Source organism: Rhodococcus sp. YL-1, assembly GCF_001942025.1.
Lineage (GTDB): Bacteria > Actinomycetota > Actinomycetes > Mycobacteriales > Mycobacteriaceae > Rhodococcus_F > Rhodococcus_F qingshengii.
The window spans coordinates 5,907,925-5,929,956 of the sequence record NZ_CP017299.1; the positions used below are offsets into that span (position 1 = coordinate 5,907,925).

Sequence of the window (22,032 nt, forward strand, 5' to 3'; positions counted from 1 at the left end):
CCTGTCCCGACCACCCTCGTAGAATTCGGACTCGTGTCGAACCGCCAAACGCAAATCTTGGAAGCAGCAGTCCGCGTCATTGCCCAACACGGCGTACGCGGGCTGAGGGTGGAGACGCTCGCTGCCGAGGCCGGAGTGTCGACGGCACTCATCTACTACCACTTCCAGAACCGTGCAGGTGTGCTGCGCCGGGCCCTCGATCACATCAACGATCGCGCCGCGCTGTACACCGAAAGCGCCTTCACGGAGACAGACCCTCGTGCGCAGCTCGAGCAGATGCTCCAGCTGGAGTTTCAGAATGCCCCGAAGATTCGAGAGAACAGCATCGCCTGGGGTGAACTCCGAGCAAGCGCAGTCTTCGCCGACGAACTGCGCGAACCGCTACGCACCACGACGCAAGAGTGGGCAGACGACGTCGAATCTTTGATCCGCCAAGCGCAGGACGCCGGACTCGCTGACCCGAAGGCAAGCCCGGCCGACGCCGCCGAGCGACTCACCGCCCTGGTCGAGGGTTTGAGTGAGCGCTGGCTGAGCGGCTCGATCCCCATCGAACGAGCCAGAGAACTGCTCACCGGCGCGATCAGTGTGGAGATCGATCCGAGCTAGCCTCTACCGCTCGCCGACGCCCTTCGATTCCGGAGACAGAGCCCGGAACCAGATGTCGGTCAGAACTTCGGCGGCCTGAATCCGCGTCACATCGATTGTCCCCTGCACGGCCCAGCGTGTGAAGAATCGCTCCAACTGACTCACGAGCAGTTCGACGCGCAACCGTGCCTCGTCGTGCTGTTCCTCCGGCCAACGGCCCAGGTACTTGGGCATGGCATTCGGTAGTTGGGTCATACCGTCTCGCGCTGTCTCGCGGAACTCCGGTTCGAGTGCCACGGCCTCGTCCCAGGCCGGCAGCAGGCGTTTGTTCTCGTCGAACCAGTCGAAGGCACGCTCCAGCCAAGCCGTGAATTCCACGCGAGAGTTCGTGTCGAGAACCCGATCGAGATCGATGTAGAAAGCGAACGCACTCGCCGCCATCCCGGCCGCGCCGATCGTTTTGAGCATCTCCACCTTGCTGGCGAAATGCACGTAGAACGTGGCTCGACTGCATCCGACGACCGAGGCGATGTCGTCGACCGTGACAGCCGCGTATCCCCGTTCCTCGAACAGAGTGCGTGCGGCGTCCACGAGTTTGGCCCGCGTCGCGCGTTTCTGCTCGTCGCGAAGTGTTCCCCGCCTGTTCTTCGGGCCGTCCGTAGTCGTGCTCACGTCGCCCACCTTGCTCGCATTTCAACCTCCTGGCAAATCACCGACTCGCCGTCACCAAAAAACATTGCGTCATTCATTGACACACCGTCAGCGAATGGCGCACTATGACTCAAGTCACTTCTCGGGCTTCGATTCTTCTTCTCGCACGCCCGAGACAGAACAGAAAGCGATGGCGAATGAGCCCCTCCCCCTTGCCGAGCGTGTGCATCATCGGCGCCGGGCCTACCGGAATCACGACGGCCAAGCGAATGAAGGAATTCGGAATACCCTTCGACTGCTACGAAGCGTCCGACGAGGTCGGCGGAAACTGGTACTACAAGAATCCCAACGGGATGTCGGCCTGCTACCAGAGCCTGCATATCGACACGTCGAAGTGGCGCTTGGCATTCGAGGACTTCCCGGTCTCCGCTGACCTTCCCGACTTCCCGCACCACTCCGAACTCTTCCAGTACTTCAAGGACTACGTCGAGCACTTCGGACTGCGTGAGTCGATCATCTTCAACACCAGTGTTGTTGCAGCAGAACGTGATACAGACGGGCTGTGGACCATCACGCGCTCGGACGGCGAAGTTCGCACCTACGACGTCCTGATGGTCTGCAACGGACATCATTGGGATCCCAACATCCCGGACTACCCAGGTGAGTTCGACGGGGTCCTCATGCACAGCCACAGCTACAACGACCCGTTCGACCCGGTCGACATGCGCGGCAAAAAGGTAGTCGTGGTCGGAATGGGCAACTCCGGCTTGGATATTGCCTCCGAACTGGGCCAGAGATACCTCGCCGACAAGCTCATCGTGTCGGCTCGCCGTGGAGTCTGGGTACTGCCGAAATATCTCGGCGGTGTACCCGGCGACAAACTGATCACCCCGCCCTGGATGCCGCGTGGTCTACGACTGTTCCTGAGTCGTCGATTCCTCGGCAAGAATCTGGGAACGATGGAAGGCTACGGTCTGCCGAAGCCGGACCACCGCCCCTTCGAGGCCCACCCGTCGGCCAGCGGCGAGTTCCTCGGACGCGCCGGGTCAGGCGACATAACCTTCAAGCCTGCCATCACCAAACTCGACGGAAAGCAGGTTCACTTCGCGGACGGCACCGCCGAGGACGTCGACGTGGTCATCTGCGCCACCGGCTACAACATCAGCTTCCCCTTCTTCAGTGATCCGAATCTGCTGCCGGACAAGGACAACCGATTCCCACTGTTCAAACGAATGATGAAGCCCGGAATCGACAACCTCTTCTTCATGGGACTCGCGCAGCCCATGCCGACGCTCGTCAACTTCGCCGAGCAGCAGAGCAAGCTCGTCGCGGCCTACCTCACCGGTAAATACCAACTGCCGTCCGCGAACGAGATGCAGGAGATCACCAAAGCCGACGAGGCGTACTTCCTCGCCCCCTATTACAAGTCGCCGCGGCACACCATCCAGCTCGAGTTCGATCCCTACGTCCGCAACATGAACAAGGAAATCGCCAAGGGCACCAAGCGTGCTGCGGCCTCCGGAAACAAGCTACCTGTTGCCGCGCGTGCAGCAGCACACGAACTCGAGAAGGCGGATCGCGCATGAGTCTGGTGAACGGTCACTGCGACAACGAGTTCGACGCCGTCCGAGCGGCTTTCGAGGCTCAACTCGAATCCGGTGAAGAACTCGGCGGCTCCGTTGCCATCACCGTCGACGGAGAATCCGTGGTCGATCTCTGGGGCGGGTACGCCGACGAATCCCGTACCACTCCTTGGGGCAGCGACACCATCGTCAACACGTTCTCCATCACCAAGACCATGACGGCCCTGTGTGCGCTCCTGCTGGTCGAACGCGGCCAATTGGACGTGTACCAGAAAGTTGCTCACTACTGGCCCGAATTTGCGGCAAACGGTAAGGAAGACATCGAAGTTCGCCACCTCCTGTCGCATACGTCTGGCGTCTCCGGTTGGGAGCGCCCGATCGAACTGACGGACATCTACGACCTCGAGGCGTCCACCGCTCGCCTCGCTACCCAGAAGCCTTGGTGGACCCCGGGTACGGCGTCGGGCTATCACGCGATCAACTACGGCCATCTCGTCGGTGAGGTCATTCGTCGCATCGACGGGCGAACTCTCGGCAGGTTCTTTGCCGAAGAGCTTTCCGGTCCACTGGGAGCCGACTTCCATATCGGCACGTCCGCAGAGCATTTCGGTCGAATCGCCACCATGGTTCCGCCGCCCGCGTTGGAGTTCGACCTGTCCACGCTCGACCAGGACAGCATCTTCATCAAGACCCTGACCTGCCCACTGCTCGACTACCCCGAGGTCAACACCGCACCCTGGCGGGAAGCCGAGATCGGCGCAGTCAACGGCCACGGCAACGCACGTTCTATCGCTCGGGTCCAATCCCTGATCTCGAACGGTGGTGTGCTCGACGGCCGGAAGCTGCTCTCGCAGAGCACCATCGACCTGATCTTCGAGATCCAAGCCGACGGTATCGATCTCGGGATCATGACACCACTCAAGTTCGGCATCGGCTACGGACTGCCACATCCGGTTACCGCGCCACTGATTCCCGACGGACGCACCTGCTGGTGGGCAGGTATCGGCGGCTCGATGCTGGTCAACGATCTGGACCGACGGATGACCTTCGCCTACGTCATGAACAAGATGGCACCGGGTCTGATCGGATCCGACCGCAGCAACGCGTACCTGAGCGCCGCATACAACTCCGAGGTCAGCGAGGTCAGCTCATGAAGGCAGCCCAGCTCATGGGGCCCGGGCTCCTGGAAATCAACGACGTGCCGGTCCCGGAGATCGGCCCGTCGGAACTACTGATTCGGGTGGGCGCAGCGGGAATCTGCCACTCCGATCTCCATCTCCTGCACTTTCCGTACAAGATGCGCGAAGAACCGCTGACAATCGGCCACGAAATTGCCGGAACGATCGAAGCCGTCGGGAGTGGCGTCGACGGCCGTTCCGTCGGAGAGCGTGGCGTCGTCTACCTCTGTTGGTCATGTGGACAGTGCCGAGAATGCATGAGCGGCAACGAGAATATGTGCCTCGCCGCTGGACGCACCGCGATGCCGCCCTGCCCCGGACTCGGCCCTGAGGGCGGGATGGCCGAGTACGTCAAGATCCCGGCTCACTCCTTCGTACCCATCGGCGACCTCGACTTCCTGCAGGCCGCACCACTCGCCGATGCAGCGCTGACGAGCTACCACGCCATTCGCGGTGCCCGCGAACATCTCCAGCCCGGTGCCACCGCCGTCGTGATCGGCGTCGGCGGACTCGGTCACGTTGCAGTACAGATACTTCGCGCGATCAGTGCCGTGCGCATCATCGCCGTCGATGTCGAACAGGATCAACTCGATCTCGCCAAACGTTGCGGCGCCGACATCACGCTCGAATCGGGACCGGACACCGCGCAGCACATCCTCGACCTCACATCGGCCAGAGGCGCAGAAGTCATCTTCGACTTCGTCGGTATCGACGCAACTGCACAGATGTCCGTTCAAGCGGTTGCGCCGAACGGCGCGTATCGCATGGTAGGTCTCGGAGGCGGAAACCCCGGAATCACTGCCGAAGCTGCCGGCGGACCAGGCTGGCCGTGGGGCGCATCGATCCGGAAGTCGTACGGCGGCACCAGAAACGACCTCGTCGATTCCATCGCCCTGGCACAGGCCGGTCTGGTAACGGTAGAAGTAGCCCGCTTCGACCTCGCTGATGCCCGCGACGCACTCGACCGTCTCGAACACGGCAAGGTCACCGGACGCGCAGTGCTCGTACCCTAATCTTCGAAAGGCACTTCACGTGACTACTTCCGCTGATACACAAGCATTCATCGCGTCCGTCATGGCCGGGCTGACCGGCCCCGGTGGTCCTTTCGAGATGCAAGTCGAGGATGTACTGGGCAGTTCGATGCCCGTCATGAAGAACCGCGACAAGGCACTCGGCGACGTGCTCGCTGCATCCTTCGACTACGGATCACGCGACTATCTGGTGACCAAGGACCGACGCTTCAGCTACCTCGAGCACGGCGAGGCCGTAGCAGCATTGGCGACGGCGCTGCGCGAGCGGTACGGCGTCCGCAAGGGTGATCGGGTCGGCATACTTGCTGCCAATACGCCGGAATGGGTGATGACCTTCTGGGCGGCTCAGTCCCTCGGTGCCATCGCCGTCGGATTCAACTCGTGGTGGGTGGCCCGCGAGGTGGCGTACGGCATCGATCACACCACCCCCACAGTGGTGATCGCCGACGCCAAACGCGCGCAGATTCTTTCCGAACTGAACACCGATGTTCCCGTACTCACGATGGAAGAAGATCTACCTACCTTGATGGAGAAGTATTCGGGATCGACACTGCCCCGTACTTCCGTCAACGAGGACGATCCGGCCGTCATCCTGTACACGAGCGGAACCAGCGGCCGCCCCAAGGGGGCTGTTCACAGTCACCGAAACGTGTTGGCCGTCATCGACTACCACCGCTACAGCGATCGCCTCGCTGCGGCGTTCACCGGCAAACCCAGCGACGGCCGACCGAGTGACTTGCGGTATCTGCTGACCGCGCCGCTGTTTCACATTGCAAGCCTGCATAACCTGGCGATCCCACGACTCGCGACGGGCGGAGCGGTGGTCATCCATCAGGGCGCCTTCGACGTCGACGAAGTCCTTTCCCTCGTCGAACGCAAGAAGGTCACAAACTGGGCGGTGGTCCCCACCATGGCAACCCGTCTCCTCGAGTACGGCAGTCTCGAGAAGTACGACCTGACCTCACTGAGCGCCTTTGCGCTCGCGTCTGCGCCGTCATCTCCGGCCTTGCAGGACCGACTGCGCGCACGACTGCCTTTTGCGCAGCACACCTTGGTCGACAGCTACGGGCTCACCGAATCCTCCACCGGCATTTCAGTTGCCACACCACCGGAACTTGCCGCGTTCCCCGGAACTCTCGGCCGGCCGATCATCGGGGTGAGCGTGGAGGTGCGCGACCCCTTCGGTGTTGCAGTCCCCGACGGCGAGGAAGGTGAGATCTGTGCGCGCAGCGCCTATGTGATGTTGGGGTACTGGAACGACGAGACCGCGACTGCAGCCGCTATCGGTCCTGATCGATGGCTCCGAACCGGCGACTTCGGAGTGTTCGAGGACGGCCGGCTCCGTCTGACGGGTCGCAGGTCCGATCTGATCCTGCGCGGCGGCGAGAACGTCTACCCTCTCGAAATCGAGCAGACCATCGACGAGCATCCCGCCGTACTCGAATGCGCTGTGATCGGCATTGATTCGGCAGACCTCGGCCAAGAAGTTGCAGCCGTCGTCGTTTTGCGGAGTGAGGGAGCCGCCGGCGAAGAAGAACTACGCGACTACGTCGCCGAACGACTGGCTTACTTCAAGGTGCCGGTGAAGTGGAAACTGAGCACAACTCCTCTGCCCCGCAATGCAACCGGAAAAACGATACGTGCAAAGGTGGTTCTCTCATGACCTACGACGCCGTGATCAACAACGGTCTGTGGTTCGACGGCACCGGGGCCAAACCAGCTGTCCGCAATCTGGGTATCCGCGATGGGTTGGTTACTGCCATCTCCCTCGATCCACTCGACGAAACCGACTGTCCCCGTGTCATCGACGCGAGACGCAAGTGGGTGATCCCGGGCATCGTGGACATCCACACCCACTACGACGTCGAGATCCTCGAAGGCCCGGCACTGAGCGAATCGCTCAGACACGGGGTCACGTCGATCTTTGTCGGATCGTGTTCCCTGTCCACCATTCACGCCAGCCCCTCCGACGCGGGTGATCTCTTCGGCAGAGTAGAGGCAATTCCGCGTAAGCACGTCGTCGACGCACTCAACCGTGCCAAGACCTGGAACTCTGCGAGCGAGTATGTTGCTGCACTAGAGGCGCTTCCGCTAGGTCCCAACGTTGCAGCCTTCATCGGACACTCCGATATGCGGGCCGCCGAGATGGGACTGGATCGTGCTACCAGGAAGGACATCCATCCCACAGACGCCGAACTCGCGTCGATGGGAAGCACAGTTGACCGAAGCTCTCGACGCAGGATTCGTCGGGATGTCCAGTCAGCAATTGTTGTTCGACAAACTCGACGGCGAGACCTGCCGCTCACGCACGCTGCCGTCGACGTATGCAACCACGAAAGAACGACGCCGACTCAATGCGATCCTGCGCCGTCGGGGACGGGTATTTCAGGCCGGACCTGACCTCTCCAACCCGATGAGTACCGGAGCGATGGCGTTCTCCAGCGCGGGTATCTGGCGTAAGCGACTCAAGACGAGCATGCTTTCGGCGGCCGACATCAAGTCCAACAAGTTGGCCGTGGTGATACTCGGCCCACTGGCACACTTGGTCAATCGACTCGGCGGCGACCTGCGCTGGCAGCACCTGCCAGTTCCCTTCGAGGTATATGCCGACGGCATCGACCTGGTTGTCTTCGAGGAGTTCGGATCCGGCGCTGCAGCACTGCATCTGACCGACGAGATGGAACGCAACGTCCTCATGCAGAGCGAGGATTACCGTCGACAATTCCGCAAGGACTACGACCAGAAGTTCGGTGTCAAAGTTTGGCATCGCGATTTCTTCGACGCCGAGATCGTGTCCTGCCCCGACGAATCCCTGGTCGGCAAGAGCTTCGGGCAGGTCGGCGTCGAACGTGGCGGCCTCCACCCTGTCGATGCATTCCTGGATCTGGTCCTCGAACACGGCACGAAAGTGCGTTGGCGCACAACCATCTCGAACCACCGGCCGGAGGTTCTGGACAAGTTCGCCCAGGACAATGGTGTCCAACTCGGGTTCTCCGACGCCGGAGCGCATTTGCGCAACATGGCGTTCTACAACTTCGGCTTACGCCTACTACGACGTGTCTACGATGCCCAAAAGGTCGGCCGTCCGTTCATGACCGTCGAGGCAGCGGTGCATCGTCTCACCGGTGAACTCGCCGAGTGGTACGACGTCGATGCCGGGCACCTTCGATTAGGTGATCGCGCCGACCTGGTTGTGATCGATCCCGCTCATCTCGACGATTCGCTCGACACTTATGCGGAAAGCCCGGTTGTGGAGTACGACAACCTCTCCCGCATGGTCAATCGCAACGACCAGACCGTCACCGCAGTGTTCGTCGGCGGCGAGTACGTCTTCGGCGACGGAGAAGCAGCACCCGTTCTCGGCAACCGCCGAACCGGAAAGTTCTTGAAAGCAGGTGCCCATTAACACGTCCAGATTTGCCGGTAAAACAGCAGTCGTCACTGGAGCAGCATCAGGTATCGGTGCAGCCATCGCACTAAGGCTTATCGACGAAGGCGCACAGGTAGCTGGAATCGACATCGCTGCAGAGGGTTTGAAAGAGATAGCCTCCCAGCAGGGCGGGGCTTTCCTCGCCGTTCCCACTGACGTCACCAAGGAATCCGATGTTGCCGAGGCCCTTGCCGCGGCGGCGGCGGAATTCGGCGGTATCGATCTGGCTTTCAACGTTGCCGGTGCGTCGAGGGTGGGGCAGATCGTCGACCTCGAGGAGGCCGACTGGGATTTCACGATCGACCTGGTTCAGAAGGGCGTCTTCCTCTGCACCAAACATGAAGCGCGGCATATCCGAGAGCGCGGTCGCGGTGGTGCGATAGTCAACGTGTCCTCATTGAACGCGCACGTGCCGAGCCCCTACGGGAGTGCATACGCGACAGGCAAAGCCGGAGTCGAGATGTTCAGCAAGAATGCCGCGATCGAACTGGCTGCGTCGGGAATCCGGGTCAACGCAGTTCTGCCCGGCCTGGTCGACACGCCACTGGTCGCGCCGGTCATGAACTACGAACCCGCCCGCGACATGTTTCTCAGCCGAATCCCCATGTCCCGAGCGGCAACTCCCGACGAGATCGCGGGCCCCTGCCTCTATCTCGCCAGTGACGACGCCTCGTACATCACCGGAACCAGTCTGGTCGTCGACGGCGGCTGGGAGGTCTCGAACTACCCGGATCTGACGACGCTGGGCAACTAGTTCAGTTGCCGGGCAACACACATTGAGTATCGAGGCCGAGGACGTGGTTGAGCCGGCCGAAGGCCAACCACGATCCGAGGCACATGCTCAACTCGACGATTTCTCGCTGGGAGTAGTGAGCGGTCATACGTTCCCAGAACTCGTCGTCGAGCCCGTGGTGGTCGAGGGCGTATCTCTCGGCGTATTCGGCAGCGAGGCGCGTCCTGTCGTCGAAGGCATCGGTGGTGCGCCAGTCGGTGACAGACTGATCGAACGTCGACTCCACAGTCTCGCCGTCACGCTCGGTGCGCCAGTCCTGACAGAAGATGCACCCGTTGATCTGAGCGATCCGAAGCCTGGCCGCCTCGAACTCGCGGAGTCCGAGAGTGCCGTCCGTGTAGACCTTTTGGGAGAACCCGGCGGCCGCGGGTCCGATGCCGGGGACCATCTCTCCCCACACGTAGCCGATCGGATTCTTGCCTTCGGGTATGTCGATATTCATGTGAGTACCTCCGAGTTTCGGGCACCGAGCTTGCCGACGCCGGGTGTGAGCGGAACGTCCAGCGCGTCGTAAAGACCGGGTTCAGCCTGACGTAGCCAGGGAATTGCGTTGACGAGACGTCCTACGGCCGTGGCATTTCCACCGGCCGCGCGGTTTCCACCTTCATCGGTGGCTTCGACGTTGATCTCGATTCGTGGTCGTCCTTCGACGATCACCTTGTGCGCGCCGTCGCCGCCGTCGGGCGGGAGCGGCCAGTCGCGGGCACAGGACGGATGAATACGCGTGACGTGTTCGATCACGATCAGGGGTTCCCCGCCGACGATTCCCTGAACCTCGAATCGCAGTGCGCCTTGGGTGCCGACCGCGAACTCCCCCATATGTTCGGTCGACACGGTTTCCTCGAGCGGGCGGCGCAGCAAGGTCTCGCGGATCTCGTCGAGTTCCACCCCGAGTGCCCGCGCGATGAGCCGAATCTGCCCGCCCCAGACCATGGTGGGTACGGTCGGCGCGACCATGGGAGGTTCGTAGTCCATCGGCTGACCCATCCCGATCAGGTAGCGGACAGAATCCGGCTGTTCGTAGGTCGTGTAGTCGAAGATTTCCTGACACCGGATCTGGTCGATTGTCCCCGCGAGCCCGCTGACGAGAATCGGCAGGATGTCGTTGCCCCAGCCTGGGTCGATACCGGAGACGAACAGAGCCCCGCCGCCCGCCTTGGCAGCAGCTTCGACGGGATCACGGAGTTCGGGAGGCGCAGATTTCGGGTCGTACAGCGCATATACGGACGGCGTGACCACCACAGCTCCGGCGGCCAGTGCCCGCGTGATGTCGGCAACCGCGTCGTCGGGCCGAATGTCGCCGGACGCCGCGTAGACCACCGCGCCGGGAGACGCTGCGAGCACGGCATCGGCGTCGTCGGTAGCCGCGACGCCCAGGTGCACTCCCAGATCGGCGAGGTCACCGGCGTCTCGCCCGACCTTCTCGGGGTTCGCAACGATGACGCCGACAAGTTCGAGGGCCGGATTGGCTGTCACAGCGCGAATCGATGCACGCCCGACGTTGCCGGTACCCCACACGACAGTCGGAATCTTGGACTCGGCTTCATTCGAAACTGCACCCATCAATCGGACATTACCCAGCTCAGCGCGTCAGGTCAGCAGAACTGCAAGAATTCGTTTCACTTCATCCGGTCAAAAATGCCATTGCCTGCGCAGTCAGTGCGCCCTCACCCCGCCTCCGGTACGTCTCGGCGGGTCGGCCGTTACCTGGTCTGCTCATCTCGCCGGTACTTTCGAGCGCGTCGAACACCTGCCGGCGGAAGCTGTCCTTCTGGAACGGACGATCGAAGATCACCTCGTAGAGTCCCCGAAGTTCGGCGACGGTGAACGTCCCGCCCGACAATCCGTCCGGATCCACGTACGACGCATACCTCGTGCGTAGGTCCGTGACCGCGAGTCGCACCATGTCGGCGTGATCGAATGCGAGTCCGCTCACTGCCTCGTCGTCGTACACATCGACGAGAAGCGCCGAATCGGGCAGTGCCGATTCCGGTAGGCAAGCCGTGTGTGCGACCGACAAAACCCATCCACGGTCGTCGCGGTCCGGTCGGTCGAAGATCGCCAACTGGTGGAAGCTCGTCTGGGCCAACTCTGCCTTGACCGACAGGGCACGATCGGCTGCGGCCGTGAGCAATTCGCGTTCGTGCAGAAATGTTCCCGGTAGCGCCAGCGCACCGAGACGGTGCCGAACCACCAGAACTTTCAGAGATCCACCGCTGTACGTCAGCACCGCGACGTCCACTGCCACAGACGGACGCGGATAGTCCGTCAATCCCTTGCCGCTCGTGTCTGTCCATTTATTCACCCTTGCATGTTATCTCAAACATGATCTATGGTTAGCGCAAAGTTGATCAAACGATCATCGCGAACCGAAGAGGTGGCTATGAAACTCACCGCACAGCAGTCCGATCGAGCGGCCGGCGTTCTGCTCGGCACCGCAGCAGGAGACGCACTCGGCGCCGGCTACGAATTCACCTACCCGAAGGCCGAGGTCACGATCGACATGATCGGTGGCGGCCCGTTCGACTGGGCGCCGGGAGAATGGACCGACGACACCTCGATGGCAGTTGCGATCGCCGAGGTGGCCGCTACCGGAATCGACATCGGAAGCGCTGACGGTCTCGATGCCATTGCAGCACAGTTCATCCGGTGGTACGACTCGAAGCCCGCGGACATCGGCAACCAGACGCGAGCAGTGTTGTCCGTCCGCTCAGAAAGCGCAGCGGCGATGGCGGATCGTGCGCGGGCGATCAGCGGCCGCAAAGCCGGCAACGGCTCGCTCATGCGGACTGCTCCCGTCGCCCTCTCCTACTTGGACGATGCAGAAGGTGCCAGGTCGGCAGCGCACCGGATCAGTTCACTCACGCACGACGACCCGCGTGCCGGACAGGCGTGCGAGTTGTGGACCCATGCCATCCGCCATGCCGTTGTCGCCGGCAACTTCGACGGTGTTCGAGGCTTCCTCTCCGTTGCCGATCAGGACGTCGCCGAATACTGGGGCCCGCTGCTCGATCAGGCCGAAACCGGGAACCCGCAGGACTTCTCCAAGAACGGTTGGGTGGTGCATGCACTTCAGACTGCTTGGTGGGCAATCACTTCCACGGACAATGGCGATGCTCGCCACCTCCAGTACGCATTGGAAGCGGCAGTAAGAGCCGGCGGGGACACCGACACGACGGCGGCCATCGCGGGTGGCCTCCTCGGCGCCCGCTGGGGAGCGTCGGCGGTTCCCGCCCGTTGGCGCCGAATCATGCATGGCTGGCCGGGATACCGTTCCTCCGATCTGATTCGCCTGGCAATAAAGACTGCTCGCGGCGGTACCGACGACAAGAACGGATGGCCGTCGACGGCAGAACTCGACTACTCGAGGTTTCGCGGAACCCACCACCTGACGACGCACCCGCACGACGACGGCGTCATGCTCGGCGGCGTCGATGCGGTGTCCACTGCAGACTACGACGCCGTGGTCAGCCTGTGCCGCATGGGAACACGACAGGTCGCCCCTGATCACGTCGAGTTCTGGTTGGTCGACGACGGTCACGATTCCAACGCCAACCTCGAGTTCGTTCTCGACGACGCAGCGCGCACCGTCCAGGCGTTGCGGGCCGAGGGAAAGCGCGTACTCCTCCATTGCGTTCAGGCGCACAGTCGCACGCCGTCGGTTGCAGCGCGATACTCGATGTTGATCGGACGTGACCCCTACGACGTACGCTCGGCTATGCCGTGGGCTCGCCCGAAGCGTGAACTCTGGAACACGGCAGTCGGAAACGCGTCCGTCGGACACACAGCCGTCGGATACACAGGAGGATCCATGCCCGCTATTACAGTCGTCGAAGGTGACATCACGACGCTGACCGTCGACGCCATCGTCAATGCGGCCAACTCCAGGCTCCTCGGCGGCGGCGGTGTCGACGGCGCGATCCACCGTGCCGGGGGACCGGAGATCCTGAAGGCTTGCGAGGTATTGCGCAACACCAGCCTTCCCGACGGCCTGCCGGTGGGTGCGGCCGTAGCCACCACCGCCGGAAAGCTGCACGCCAAGGCCGTGATTCACACCGTCGGCCCGAGGTATTCGCGCTCCGAGGACCGTTCCGGTCTGCTTCGGTCGGCGTACACCCGCAGCCTCGCCGTGGCCGACTCGATCGGCGCCCGTACCGTCGCCTTTCCGTTGATCTCGGCAGGGGTCTACGGCTGGCCGAAGGAAGATGCCGTCCGACAGGCCGTTTCAGCGATTCGCGCGGCGAAGACCGAGGTCGAGACGGTCACACTGGTCGCATTCAACAAGGAGACGGCAGACCTGATGCGCCACGCGATCGCCTGACCGTTTACCGGGCCCACTTCACGCCACGTTAAAGCAGTGCAGAGCGGTCGGAGAAGTGGAGAAATTTCACCGGTTGGACGTTTGTCCAACAATTTGTCCGAATCGCATATTCTGCGGCTCGCTCTGTGTTCTACTCCTCTCCAGGGTTTGAGCTGGTGGTGAGCAAACGACGAGACGTATTCGATTCTCTGTCAGCTCGAGGCCGGTTCTCGGACCCGGCTTCAAGCCGAGAGCTCGATCTTGTCGAGCGCTACTCAAGGAGAATGTGAATGGTGTCGACGTTGATGCGCCGAGGAGTGGGGGTGGCCGCGTCGTTGACCGGATGCGTTGCCCTCGTGATCGGCGGAACCGGAGTCTCGTCCGCCGCTGATGTGGACCTTCCGTTCACGGCATCGTGCCACGGGTGGCAGTTCCCCGGACCGATCACGCACAACGAGACGCGTGATTCCGGCGTCACGATCAGTGCGCCGGCCGTGGTCCCGCCGAACTCCACCTTCACATACCGCCTCGCGCCCAAGCCGATGACGGTCCCCAAGGACGGTTACGACCTCAGGTCCGTCGTGAACTGGACGCGTCTCAAGTTCGATTTCGACATCCCCGCAGGCACCTCCTTCGTGGGGGCGCAGATCGTGGCCGGCACCAGCTCGAATCTGGGTGGGGTCGCCCCGACGATCACGCGGGTGAACGATGCCGGTTCACCCGATCCGAATGGGACGCATCTTCGTATCTCCGGCAACAACATCACGGCGGGCAACGGACCCAACACCGACGACAACGGCGGCGGCGGAATCGAGGTCGGAGGAGGAAAGACGTTCCAGCTCCCGGCAGTCGACGTCACCGTCACGTCAGGGGCTGTCGGCACCCAGATCAAGCCCATGCTGCGCGTGTCCGACTCCAACTCGGGTTCCTACGACAGTGCCGCCAACTACCTGACCTTCCTGCAGCAGGAGACCCTGCTCGGCGGCGTCAAATACTGGCTGACCACCAATTGCTCACCACGCGACAATCGTTCGGCCGGATTGAACGCCGGCGGCCGGCCGCTCGCCGTGATCAACGTCGACTCCAGCCTCGCTCAGACACAGACGCGAATCGACGCACCCGGTAAAGCTGTCGTCGGTGACTCCGTGGAGTTGACGGCAACGGTCACTCCGTGGCCGTCGGGAGGAACAGTGCAGTTCCGCGACGGAGGGGTCGACCTCGGCGCTCCGGTGGCCGTCGTCAACGGCGTCGCGAAGGCCAACCGCACGATGACAACAGCGGGCGACCACAACATCACGGCGTACTACACGGGATCGGCCGGTTTCATGGAGTCGATGTCGGGCGCCGTGACGATCAACGTCGTCGAACCGTCCGAGCCCGAGCCTGGCACCGGTAGCCTCGGCAGCCTTGGTACCCCCGGATTCGGGTCGTGAAAACTGTGAACAGAAACCAGGATTCGACGATGAACTCGAAACTCCTACGCGGCTCTGCGATTGCAACCGTCTCGGTACTGGCCGGCGGCTTGTTCTCCATCGTCGGCGGCGGGATCGCCTCGGCTGCCCCCGAGACCAAGAGCGTGGCCTTCACAACTGCATGCCATGTGCGCGAGATGGACGGTGTGGCAAGCCCGATCACGTTCAACGAGACACTCGGCTCGGGAGTCACCATCACCGCGCCGACCACCGCGGCACCAGGTGAGACCGTCACCTACCGCGTGCAGCCGAACGAGATGAAGGCAAACAGCGGCGGTCATGCCAGCCGTGGAGTCGTACATTGGGCCCGGATCAAGTACGACTTCGACATCCCGTCCGGCGTCGAATTCGTGAGTTCCCAGCTTGTGGCGGACAGTGCGTACGGCCTCGGATCCGACAGTGCCACTCCGACAGTCACACGGATCGACGACGGCGGTAATCCATCGGCATCCGGTACGCACCTGCGTATCTCCGGATCGAATCGGACCACCGGAAACGGTCCGTCCTCCGCAGTTCGATCGAGTGACGGCATCATCGTCGGTGCCAACACCAAGTTCCGACTCCCCGCAGTCGACGTCACGGTCAAAGCTGGTGCGGCCGGTACCGAGATCAAGCCTTCGCTGAGGGTTTCCGATCCCGGTTCCGCCAACTACGACGACGACCGAAATGCGCTCACATTCGTCCAGCGCGAAAAGGATGTCTTCACAGTCAACTACTGGGAGCGCTACAACTGCTCCCCGCGGGACAACAGGAACTCCGGCCTCAACGCCGGTGGGCAGGCCCTGACCACCATCTACGTCAGCCAACCGACAACCACCACGATCCAGATGCCCGGCTCGATCCAAGCCAGCACACCGACCGAGCTTGTCGCAAAGGTGGATCCGGCTCCGGTCAACGGAAACGTGCAGTTCAGGGTGGACGGCGCCGACGTCGGTACACCGGTCACGCCCGGTGCCGACGGCACTGCCCGGCTACCGCATACCTTCTTCACCGCCGGAACCGCGCGGGTCTCCGCAACGTTCCAGGGCGTCAACGGATTCCAGAGTTCCAACTCGACCGAGGCAATGGTCACGGTGACTGCCGCACCTGTCGTCAAGCAGACCGACACTGCCGTGAACGTTCCTACCGATGCGAAGACGGGCATATCGGTGTCGCTGAGGGCGCAGGTCACGCCGACACCCGCCGGTGGCACTCTCCAGTTCAAGGACGGCGCTGCAGATATCGGCGCTCCGATCCCGGTGGGCGCTGACGGCACAGCCACTCTGGAACATGCCTTCACCTCGGCTGGATCTCATGCCGTCTCGGCCTACTACTCCGGCGCAACAGGATTCATGCCGTCGATGGCATCCGCTCAAACGGTCACCGTGTCTGATCCCGCACCGTCCGATGTCACCACCTCGACCTCACTGGCAGCTCCCGCGACGACCAAGCAGAATGTCGCGGCAGAACTGTCCGCGACTGTCACCCCCAACCCCGGCGGGGGCTCGGTTCAGTTCTACGACGGCGACCAACCCATCGGACAGCCCGTTGTCGTCGGAGTCGATGGAGTGGCGCGACTGACGCACACTTTCGCATCGACGGGCGATCATCGGATCAAGGCGGCATACGCCGGGCGAAGTGGATTCACACAGTCCGCGTCGGACGAATCCGTCGTCAAGGTTTCTGCTGCGCCTGACGACGGCGGGAACGGCGGTTCGGGCAGCCTCGGTTCACTGGGCGGTCTCTTCGGTTCCTGATCGAATTCTTCTCGACACTGTTGCCGCTGCACCGATTCGGAGCAGCGGCAGCAGCCTGTTGCGGCCGTGGTCATAGAACTGATTGATTTATCGATGGAGCACAAGTGTCCAGGAATTCTCTTTCTCGACGGTCGTTTCTCGCCGCCGGGGTCGGTGCAACTGCAGTCGCCGCTACTTCCCTTCTGCCGCCGTCGCTTCAACGTGTACTGGCGACACCCGCAAACTCCGGCGGGCTCGATTCGATCGAGCATGTAGTCCTCGTCATGCAGGAGAACCGATCTTTCGACCACTACTACGGCGCGCTGAGGGGTGTTCGCGGCTTCGGTGATCCGAATGCGTTGCGTCTACGCAGCGGCAACAGCGTCTTCGAACAACCCGGTCCTACCGGTCCTGTGCTCCCCTTCCCCATCCGCGATTCCGCTGCGGCACAACGCATGGACACCCAGAACGTGACCGGACTCGACCACAGCTGGGCGGGCGGACATGCCGCACTCGCCGACGGCTGGCACGACGGTTGGATCGCGGCAAAAACCAGTACGACAATGGCGTACTACGACCGGCAAGACATCCCGTTCCATTACGAACTGGCGGACGCGTTCACGATCTGCGACGCCTACCACTGCTCCGTACCGACATCGACGAGCCCCAACCGGAACTATTGGGTCTCTGGATACACCGGATACGAGCCACTTTCGCCTAATCCGACCGAGTCGGTCCTGCCTTCGGATCCACCCGGTCCCGGGGGACGAGCTGTAACCAATGCGGCCTACAACCCCTGGCACGCCGGCTACGGATGGACGACGGTTCCCGAGCGGTTGCAGTCCGCCGGCATTTCCTGGAAGACCTACCAGGAGTGGGACAACTTCGGAGACAACAACCTCGAATACTTCACTGCCTTCAAGAAAGTGGCGGCAGGGCTGCTTGGTCGGCCAAGCCTGCTCCCCTACGAAATCCAGACCTTGGCCGGGTTCTATCTCGCCCTGCCGTCGATGCCGGCGCCGGTCCAGGACGCAGCGGTACTGGCCCTCGCGAATGCCGCAGACCAACTGTCGCCTGCTGATCGCCAACTCTACGATCGCGCACTGTACCGATCCCGGCCCGGCACACTGGCCGCCGAGTTCAGGAAGGACGTCGAGTCGGGCCGACTGCCGCAAGTCAGTTATCTCGTTCCGTCCGAGGTGGATTCGGAGCATCCATCGGGTTCGTCACCTGCGGCGAGCGCAACACTGCTCTATCAAGTACTCGACGCCATCGCGTCCGATCCGGATCTGTGGGCGAAGACGGCCGTGATCGTCAACTTCGACGAGAACGACGGGTACTTCGACCATGTACCGCCACCTCGACCGCCGCGCTCGGTCGAAGCCGAATGGGTCGGCAATCAGCCGCTCGGTCTCGGCCCGCGGGTGCCGATGACGATTATCTCGCCGTGGACTGTTGGCGGTTTCGTTTGTTCACAAGTATTCGACCACACGTCCGTCACGCAGTTCCTGGAGACGCGGTTCGGAATCACGCAAACGGAAATCGACCCGTGGCGACGCACGGTGAGTGGCGACCTGACGTCGGCGTTCGACTTCGCCAACCCGCGTAGCCGGCCGACGTTGGCGCGCCCGCAACCCACACCGCCGCTGGAACCGCGATGGACGCCAACACCTCCCACCGAACAGAGAATGCCCCTGCAGGAAAGCGGCACTCGACCAGCACGGGCCCTTCCCTATCAGCCCGACGCCTACACGACGGTGAACCCGGAAACCGGCTCGTTGACGGTCCATCTGGTCAATGCCGGTGCCGCATCAACTCACCTGGCCTTGTACCCGTACGCAGGTGAGTTCGACGAGCCACGGCATTACGACCTCCTGGGCGAGGTCGATGACACCGTTGCGCTCAGTGATCGCGTCTACAGCCTGACCCTGTTGGGTCCCAATGGTTTCAGGCGCGAGTTCAGTGGAGCTACAGACAGTGCGGCAGCCTCGCTCGACGTCTCGACAACCATCGACGCAGGGACGCGCGCGCTTGTACTGACCGCGAACAATTCCGGAAGTCGTGCACTCTCCGTCGACGTCGACGGAGACCGACGGAAGCTCGCTGCCGGCGCACGCGGCCGGTGGGCGGTGGCGTCGGTGGACGGCTGGTATCAGGCCACCGTGACGGTCGACGAAGATCCTGAATTCAAGCGCGTGCTCGTCGGACACATCGAAAACGGGCGGACCAGCGTAAGCCAACCGACGTGAATCGACACCGAGCGTTCAAGCCCAGGGCCGAATCCCCATTCGGACAAGTCAATCCATCCACACACCCAGAAGGAGTTTCCGTGCGTCGTATCCCGCTCTCAGCACTGATAGTCGCGGGCTCACTGATACTGGGCGGCGGAATTGCCGCGGCTCAGGGCAGCCTGCCCACGTCGGGGAGCGCCGATGGCACGTCGGTGCCACCGTCGTACCTGACCGACGACGCCGGGCGCTCCTTGATCCTGCGAGGGTTCAACACGGCGTCGAGCGCAAAGAGCGCACCCGACGGCATGCCGAAGTTCACCGAAGCCGATCTCGAGCGCGAACATGCCGACATGGGAACAAATTTCGTGCGTTTCCTGATCTCCTGGCGTTCGGTGGAGCCAGAGCCGGGACAGTACGACCAGGAATATCTGGACCGCGTCGAGGACCGGGTCAGCTGGTACGCCGAGCGCGGCTACAAGGTCATGCTCGACATGCATCAGGACGTCTACTCCGGCGCGATCACACCAGAGGGCAACAGCGGCAACGGCGCCGGCAACATCGGCAACGGCGCGCCGGCCTGGGCGACCTACATGGACGGCCTTCCGGTCACACCTCAAGACCGCTGGGAGCTGTACTACGTCCAACCCGGTGTGATGCGTGCATTCGACAACTTCTGGAACACCACCGGCCAACATCCCGAACTGGTCGAGCACTACGCGAACGCCTGGCAGGCGGTGGCCGAACGTTTTGCAGGCAATGACACCGTCGTGGCATACGACCTGATGAACGAGCCGTGGGGCGGTTCCCTCCAAGGCCCCGCCTTCGAAGGTGGGCCCCTCGCTGCCTTGTATCAGCGAACCACCAACGCCATCAGGGAAGTTGATCAGGACAGCTGGGTGTGTGTGGCCCCGCAGGCCGTCGGCGTCAACCAAGGTGTCCCCAGCGGGCTCACGAAGATCAACGACCCACGAGCCGGCGAACAGCGAATCGCCTACTGCCCACACCTGTACCCGCTGCCCCTCGACCTCGGTGACGGATACTCCGGCCTCTCACGCACACTCACCGACGCGACCATCGACACCTGGCGCGACAGCGTCGAACACATCGCAGGCAACGTACTCGGCGGCGTTCCGATCATTCTCGGCGAATTCGGGCTCGACACAACACTGCCCGGCGCAACCGACTACATCGACCGCGTCTACACGACCGCCCGAGACCTCGGCGCGGGTGTCTCCTACTGGTCCAGTGATCCAGGTCCTTGGGGCCCGTACCTGCCGGACGGATCGCAGACACTCCTCGTCGACACCCTGAACAAGCCGTATCCGCGTGCCGTCGCGGGCACACCCACCGAATGGTCCTCGACCGTTGACCGCCTTCAGCTGACGTTCACCCCGGACCCCGCGGTAACGGCACCGACCGAGATCTATCTACCCGAGAGCGGCTTTCCCGGCGGCGTCGACGTCGCGGGCGCCGACATCGTGAACTGGAACCCCCAAAGCCGGCTTCTCACAGTGGAAACCGCGGACGACGCGGGCCCCGTCACAGTCACGGTGACGCCGGCAAGCTGACCGCGAGCGCCGAGATTCCTGGATATTTGTCCGGTTCTTTCGTAACGTACAAGCGACGGGTGATCGGCCGACGGAAGGCGAGTATGTCCACGGAGAAGATGTCTGTCCAAGATCGTGTTGCGCGGGTGGTGCTCGATGTCGTCGGCGCCTTACCGACCGGCGCGCAGCGCATTCTCGGTGGCAAGCCGAAGGAGATCGACGGGCAGACTCTGCACCCCGAGATCCAGCTTGCGCTGAGATTGCTCTCAGCGGTCGAAGGTACGAGCTTCGAGCATCTTCCGGTCGAAGAGGGACGGGCTCAGATCGACGCCGAATCGCGACTGTTCGGCGGTACGCCCATCGACATCGAGACGGTACGTGACCTCGAGATCCCGGCCGGGGATCACGCGATTCCGGCTCGGCTGTATCGCCCGGCCGGAGTCTCAACGCCCGCTCCACTTTTGGTGTACTTCCACGGCGGCGGGTTCGTCCTCGGCAGCCTCGAGAGCGGCGACAGTGTGTGCCGCTTCCTGGCCCGCCACGGCGAGGTCAGTGTGTTGTCGGTGGACTACCGGTTAGCACCGGAGTTCCCGTTCCCCGCCGGGGTCGATGACGCCGTCGCCGCATTCCGGTACTGCGTCGAGCATGCCACAGATCTGGGTGCAGATCCGAAATCCATTGCGGTAGGCGGAGACAGCGCGGGTGGGAACTTGGCTGCCGTCGTCGCGCAGTCCACGACCGAAGACGACGTCAAACCAGTATTCCAACTGCTCTTCTTCCCCTGGGTGGACCTTTCGTCGAAGCGCCCTTCGCACAAGATGTTCGGCACCGACTTCTTTCTCACCGACGCCCAACTCGACTGGTATGCAGCCCATTACCTGTCGGGCGGCGCTTCGGCTCTCGACCCGCGAGTCTCACCGCTGCTCACTCCGGACCTGGCCGGCCTACCGCCCGCGTACGTTGCCGTCGCCGGTTTCGACCCACTACGCGACGAGGGTGAGGAATACGCGGACCGGCTGCGAGAGGCCGGAGTCCCGGTTGCACTCAGGCGTCACAGTGGATTGATCCATGCCTTCGTCAACACCACCGGTGTCGGCCATACCGGTCAAGATGCGATGTTCGAGGCCTGCGGCGCTCTGCGGGTTGGACTTTCGGGCCCGCACTGAGGGCAGGGTCACGAAACGGGGAGTGCCAGATCCGCCCACTCGACCATCGCTTCGAGCACGGAGCGCAGTTCCATCCCCGTCGCGGTGAGTTCGTACTCCACTCGCGGCGGCACCTCGGCGTAGGCAGTCCGGGTCACCAGATCGAACTCCTCGAATCGCTTGAGTCTGGCGGACAGTGTCCTGGGACTGATGCCGGGCAATGCGCGTCGTAGTTCCGTGAAGCGCATCGGGCCGTGCGTGAGCTCACGAACGATCAGCGTTGCCCACGGTCCGTCCAGAACCAGCAGAAAGCGCGCGACGCCGCACTCCGGAAGCTCGTGACCTGATTCACTCATCGATTCCCCATTAGT

Annotated in this window: 17 protein-coding genes and 1 pseudogene; 13 read left to right on the forward strand and 5 right to left on the reverse strand. The window is 62.7% G+C overall.

The genetic code is table 11. The features are described from left to right. Positions 1-33 precede the first annotated feature (33 nt). Positions 34-606 carry a TetR/AcrR family transcriptional regulator gene (locus BH682_RS27555; protein WP_063315487.1) on the forward strand — a complete coding sequence of 191 codons (573 nt, stop codon included), beginning with the start codon at positions 34-36 and terminating at the stop codon, positions 604-606. A gap of 3 nt (positions 607-609) precedes the next feature. On the opposite strand, the gene BH682_RS27560 is transcribed toward BH682_RS27555, so the two are convergent. Next, a complete protein-coding gene (locus BH682_RS27560; RefSeq protein ID WP_075834771.1) occupies positions 610-1,266 on the reverse strand; it encodes a TetR/AcrR family transcriptional regulator in 657 nt (218 codons plus the stop codon). 167 nt (positions 1,267-1,433) lie between these two features. On the opposite strand from BH682_RS27560, the gene BH682_RS27565 reads away from it, so the two are divergent. From BH682_RS27565 to BH682_RS27590, 6 genes and pseudogenes are all read left to right on the forward strand, one after another. Beyond that, positions 1,434-2,822: a flavin-containing monooxygenase gene (locus BH682_RS27565; RefSeq protein ID WP_007730290.1), complete on the forward strand. Its 1,389-nt coding sequence runs from the start codon at positions 1,434-1,436 to the stop codon at positions 2,820-2,822. After that, positions 2,819-3,973 carry a serine hydrolase domain-containing protein gene (locus BH682_RS27570; RefSeq protein WP_007730288.1) on the forward strand — a complete coding sequence of 385 codons (1,155 nt, stop codon included), beginning with the start codon at positions 2,819-2,821 and terminating at the stop codon, positions 3,971-3,973. The genes BH682_RS27565 and BH682_RS27570 overlap by 4 nt, the downstream gene beginning before the upstream one ends. Next, entirely contained in the window at positions 3,970-5,010 is a 1,041-nt protein-coding gene (locus tag BH682_RS27575; protein ID WP_075834774.1) for an NAD(P)-dependent alcohol dehydrogenase, read from the forward strand. The genes BH682_RS27570 and BH682_RS27575 overlap by 4 nt, the downstream gene beginning before the upstream one ends. 19 nt (positions 5,011-5,029) lie before the next feature. Next, positions 5,030-6,691, forward strand: coding sequence for a class I adenylate-forming enzyme family protein (locus tag BH682_RS27580; RefSeq protein ID WP_075834776.1), 1,662 nt, complete (start codon positions 5,030-5,032; stop codon positions 6,689-6,691). Continuing rightward, positions 6,688-8,434: pseudogene (locus BH682_RS27585) on the forward strand (N-acyl-D-amino-acid deacylase family protein). Before BH682_RS27580 ends, BH682_RS27585 begins: the two are co-directional and overlap by 4 nt. Continuing rightward, positions 8,424-9,212, forward strand: a complete 789-nt coding sequence (locus tag BH682_RS27590) for an SDR family NAD(P)-dependent oxidoreductase (protein ID WP_054781717.1) — start codon at positions 8,424-8,426, stop codon at positions 9,210-9,212. Before BH682_RS27585 ends, BH682_RS27590 begins: the two are co-directional and overlap by 11 nt. Position 9,213: 1 nt before the next feature. Here BH682_RS27590 and BH682_RS27595 read toward each other — a convergent pair whose 3' ends face one another. The 3 genes from BH682_RS27595 to BH682_RS27605 form a co-directional block, all read right to left on the reverse strand. Then, positions 9,214-9,693, reverse strand: coding sequence for a carboxymuconolactone decarboxylase family protein (locus tag BH682_RS27595; RefSeq protein ID WP_003943220.1), 480 nt, complete (start codon positions 9,691-9,693; stop codon positions 9,214-9,216). Continuing rightward, positions 9,690-10,814, reverse strand: coding sequence for an NAD(P)H-dependent amine dehydrogenase family protein (locus tag BH682_RS27600; RefSeq protein ID WP_007730283.1), 1,125 nt, complete (start codon positions 10,812-10,814; stop codon positions 9,690-9,692). Before BH682_RS27600 ends, BH682_RS27595 begins: the two co-directional genes overlap by 4 nt. 61 nt (positions 10,815-10,875) lie before the next feature. Next, entirely contained in the window at positions 10,876-11,556 is a 681-nt protein-coding gene (locus BH682_RS27605; RefSeq protein ID WP_075834778.1) for an NUDIX hydrolase, read from the reverse strand. A gap of 78 nt (positions 11,557-11,634) precedes the next feature. Between BH682_RS27605 and BH682_RS27610 the strand changes: the two genes are divergently transcribed. From BH682_RS27610 to BH682_RS27635, 6 genes are all read left to right on the forward strand, one after another. After that, positions 11,635-13,572 (forward strand): O-acetyl-ADP-ribose deacetylase, encoded by a 1,938-nt coding sequence (locus BH682_RS27610; RefSeq protein WP_075834780.1) that lies wholly within the window; start codon positions 11,635-11,637, stop codon positions 13,570-13,572. 269 nt (positions 13,573-13,841) lie between these two features. Then, positions 13,842-14,984 (forward strand): Ig-like domain-containing protein, encoded by a 1,143-nt coding sequence (locus BH682_RS27615; RefSeq protein ID WP_075834782.1) that lies wholly within the window; start codon positions 13,842-13,844, stop codon positions 14,982-14,984. 29 nt (positions 14,985-15,013) lie between these two features. Continuing rightward, entirely contained in the window at positions 15,014-16,759 is a 1,746-nt protein-coding gene (locus tag BH682_RS27620; protein ID WP_223304472.1) for an Ig-like domain-containing protein, read from the forward strand. 104 nt (positions 16,760-16,863) lie between these two features. Beyond that, positions 16,864-18,987, forward strand: coding sequence for a phosphocholine-specific phospholipase C (locus BH682_RS27625; protein WP_075834787.1), 2,124 nt, complete (start codon positions 16,864-16,866; stop codon positions 18,985-18,987). 80 nt (positions 18,988-19,067) lie between these two features. Further along, positions 19,068-20,537 (forward strand): cellulase family glycosylhydrolase, encoded by a 1,470-nt coding sequence (locus BH682_RS27630; protein WP_075835521.1) that lies wholly within the window; start codon positions 19,068-19,070, stop codon positions 20,535-20,537. 83 nt (positions 20,538-20,620) lie between these two features. Further along, entirely contained in the window at positions 20,621-21,682 is a 1,062-nt protein-coding gene (locus BH682_RS27635) for an alpha/beta hydrolase (RefSeq protein WP_007730276.1), read from the forward strand. An 8-nt stretch (positions 21,683-21,690) separates the two neighbouring features. Here the strand turns inward: BH682_RS27635 and BH682_RS27640 are convergent, their stop codons facing one another. Further along, complete coding sequence (locus tag BH682_RS27640; protein ID WP_007730275.1) at positions 21,691-22,017, reverse strand: winged helix-turn-helix transcriptional regulator; 327 nt, start codon at positions 22,015-22,017, stop codon at positions 21,691-21,693. Between the last annotated feature and the right edge of the window lie 15 nt (positions 22,018-22,032).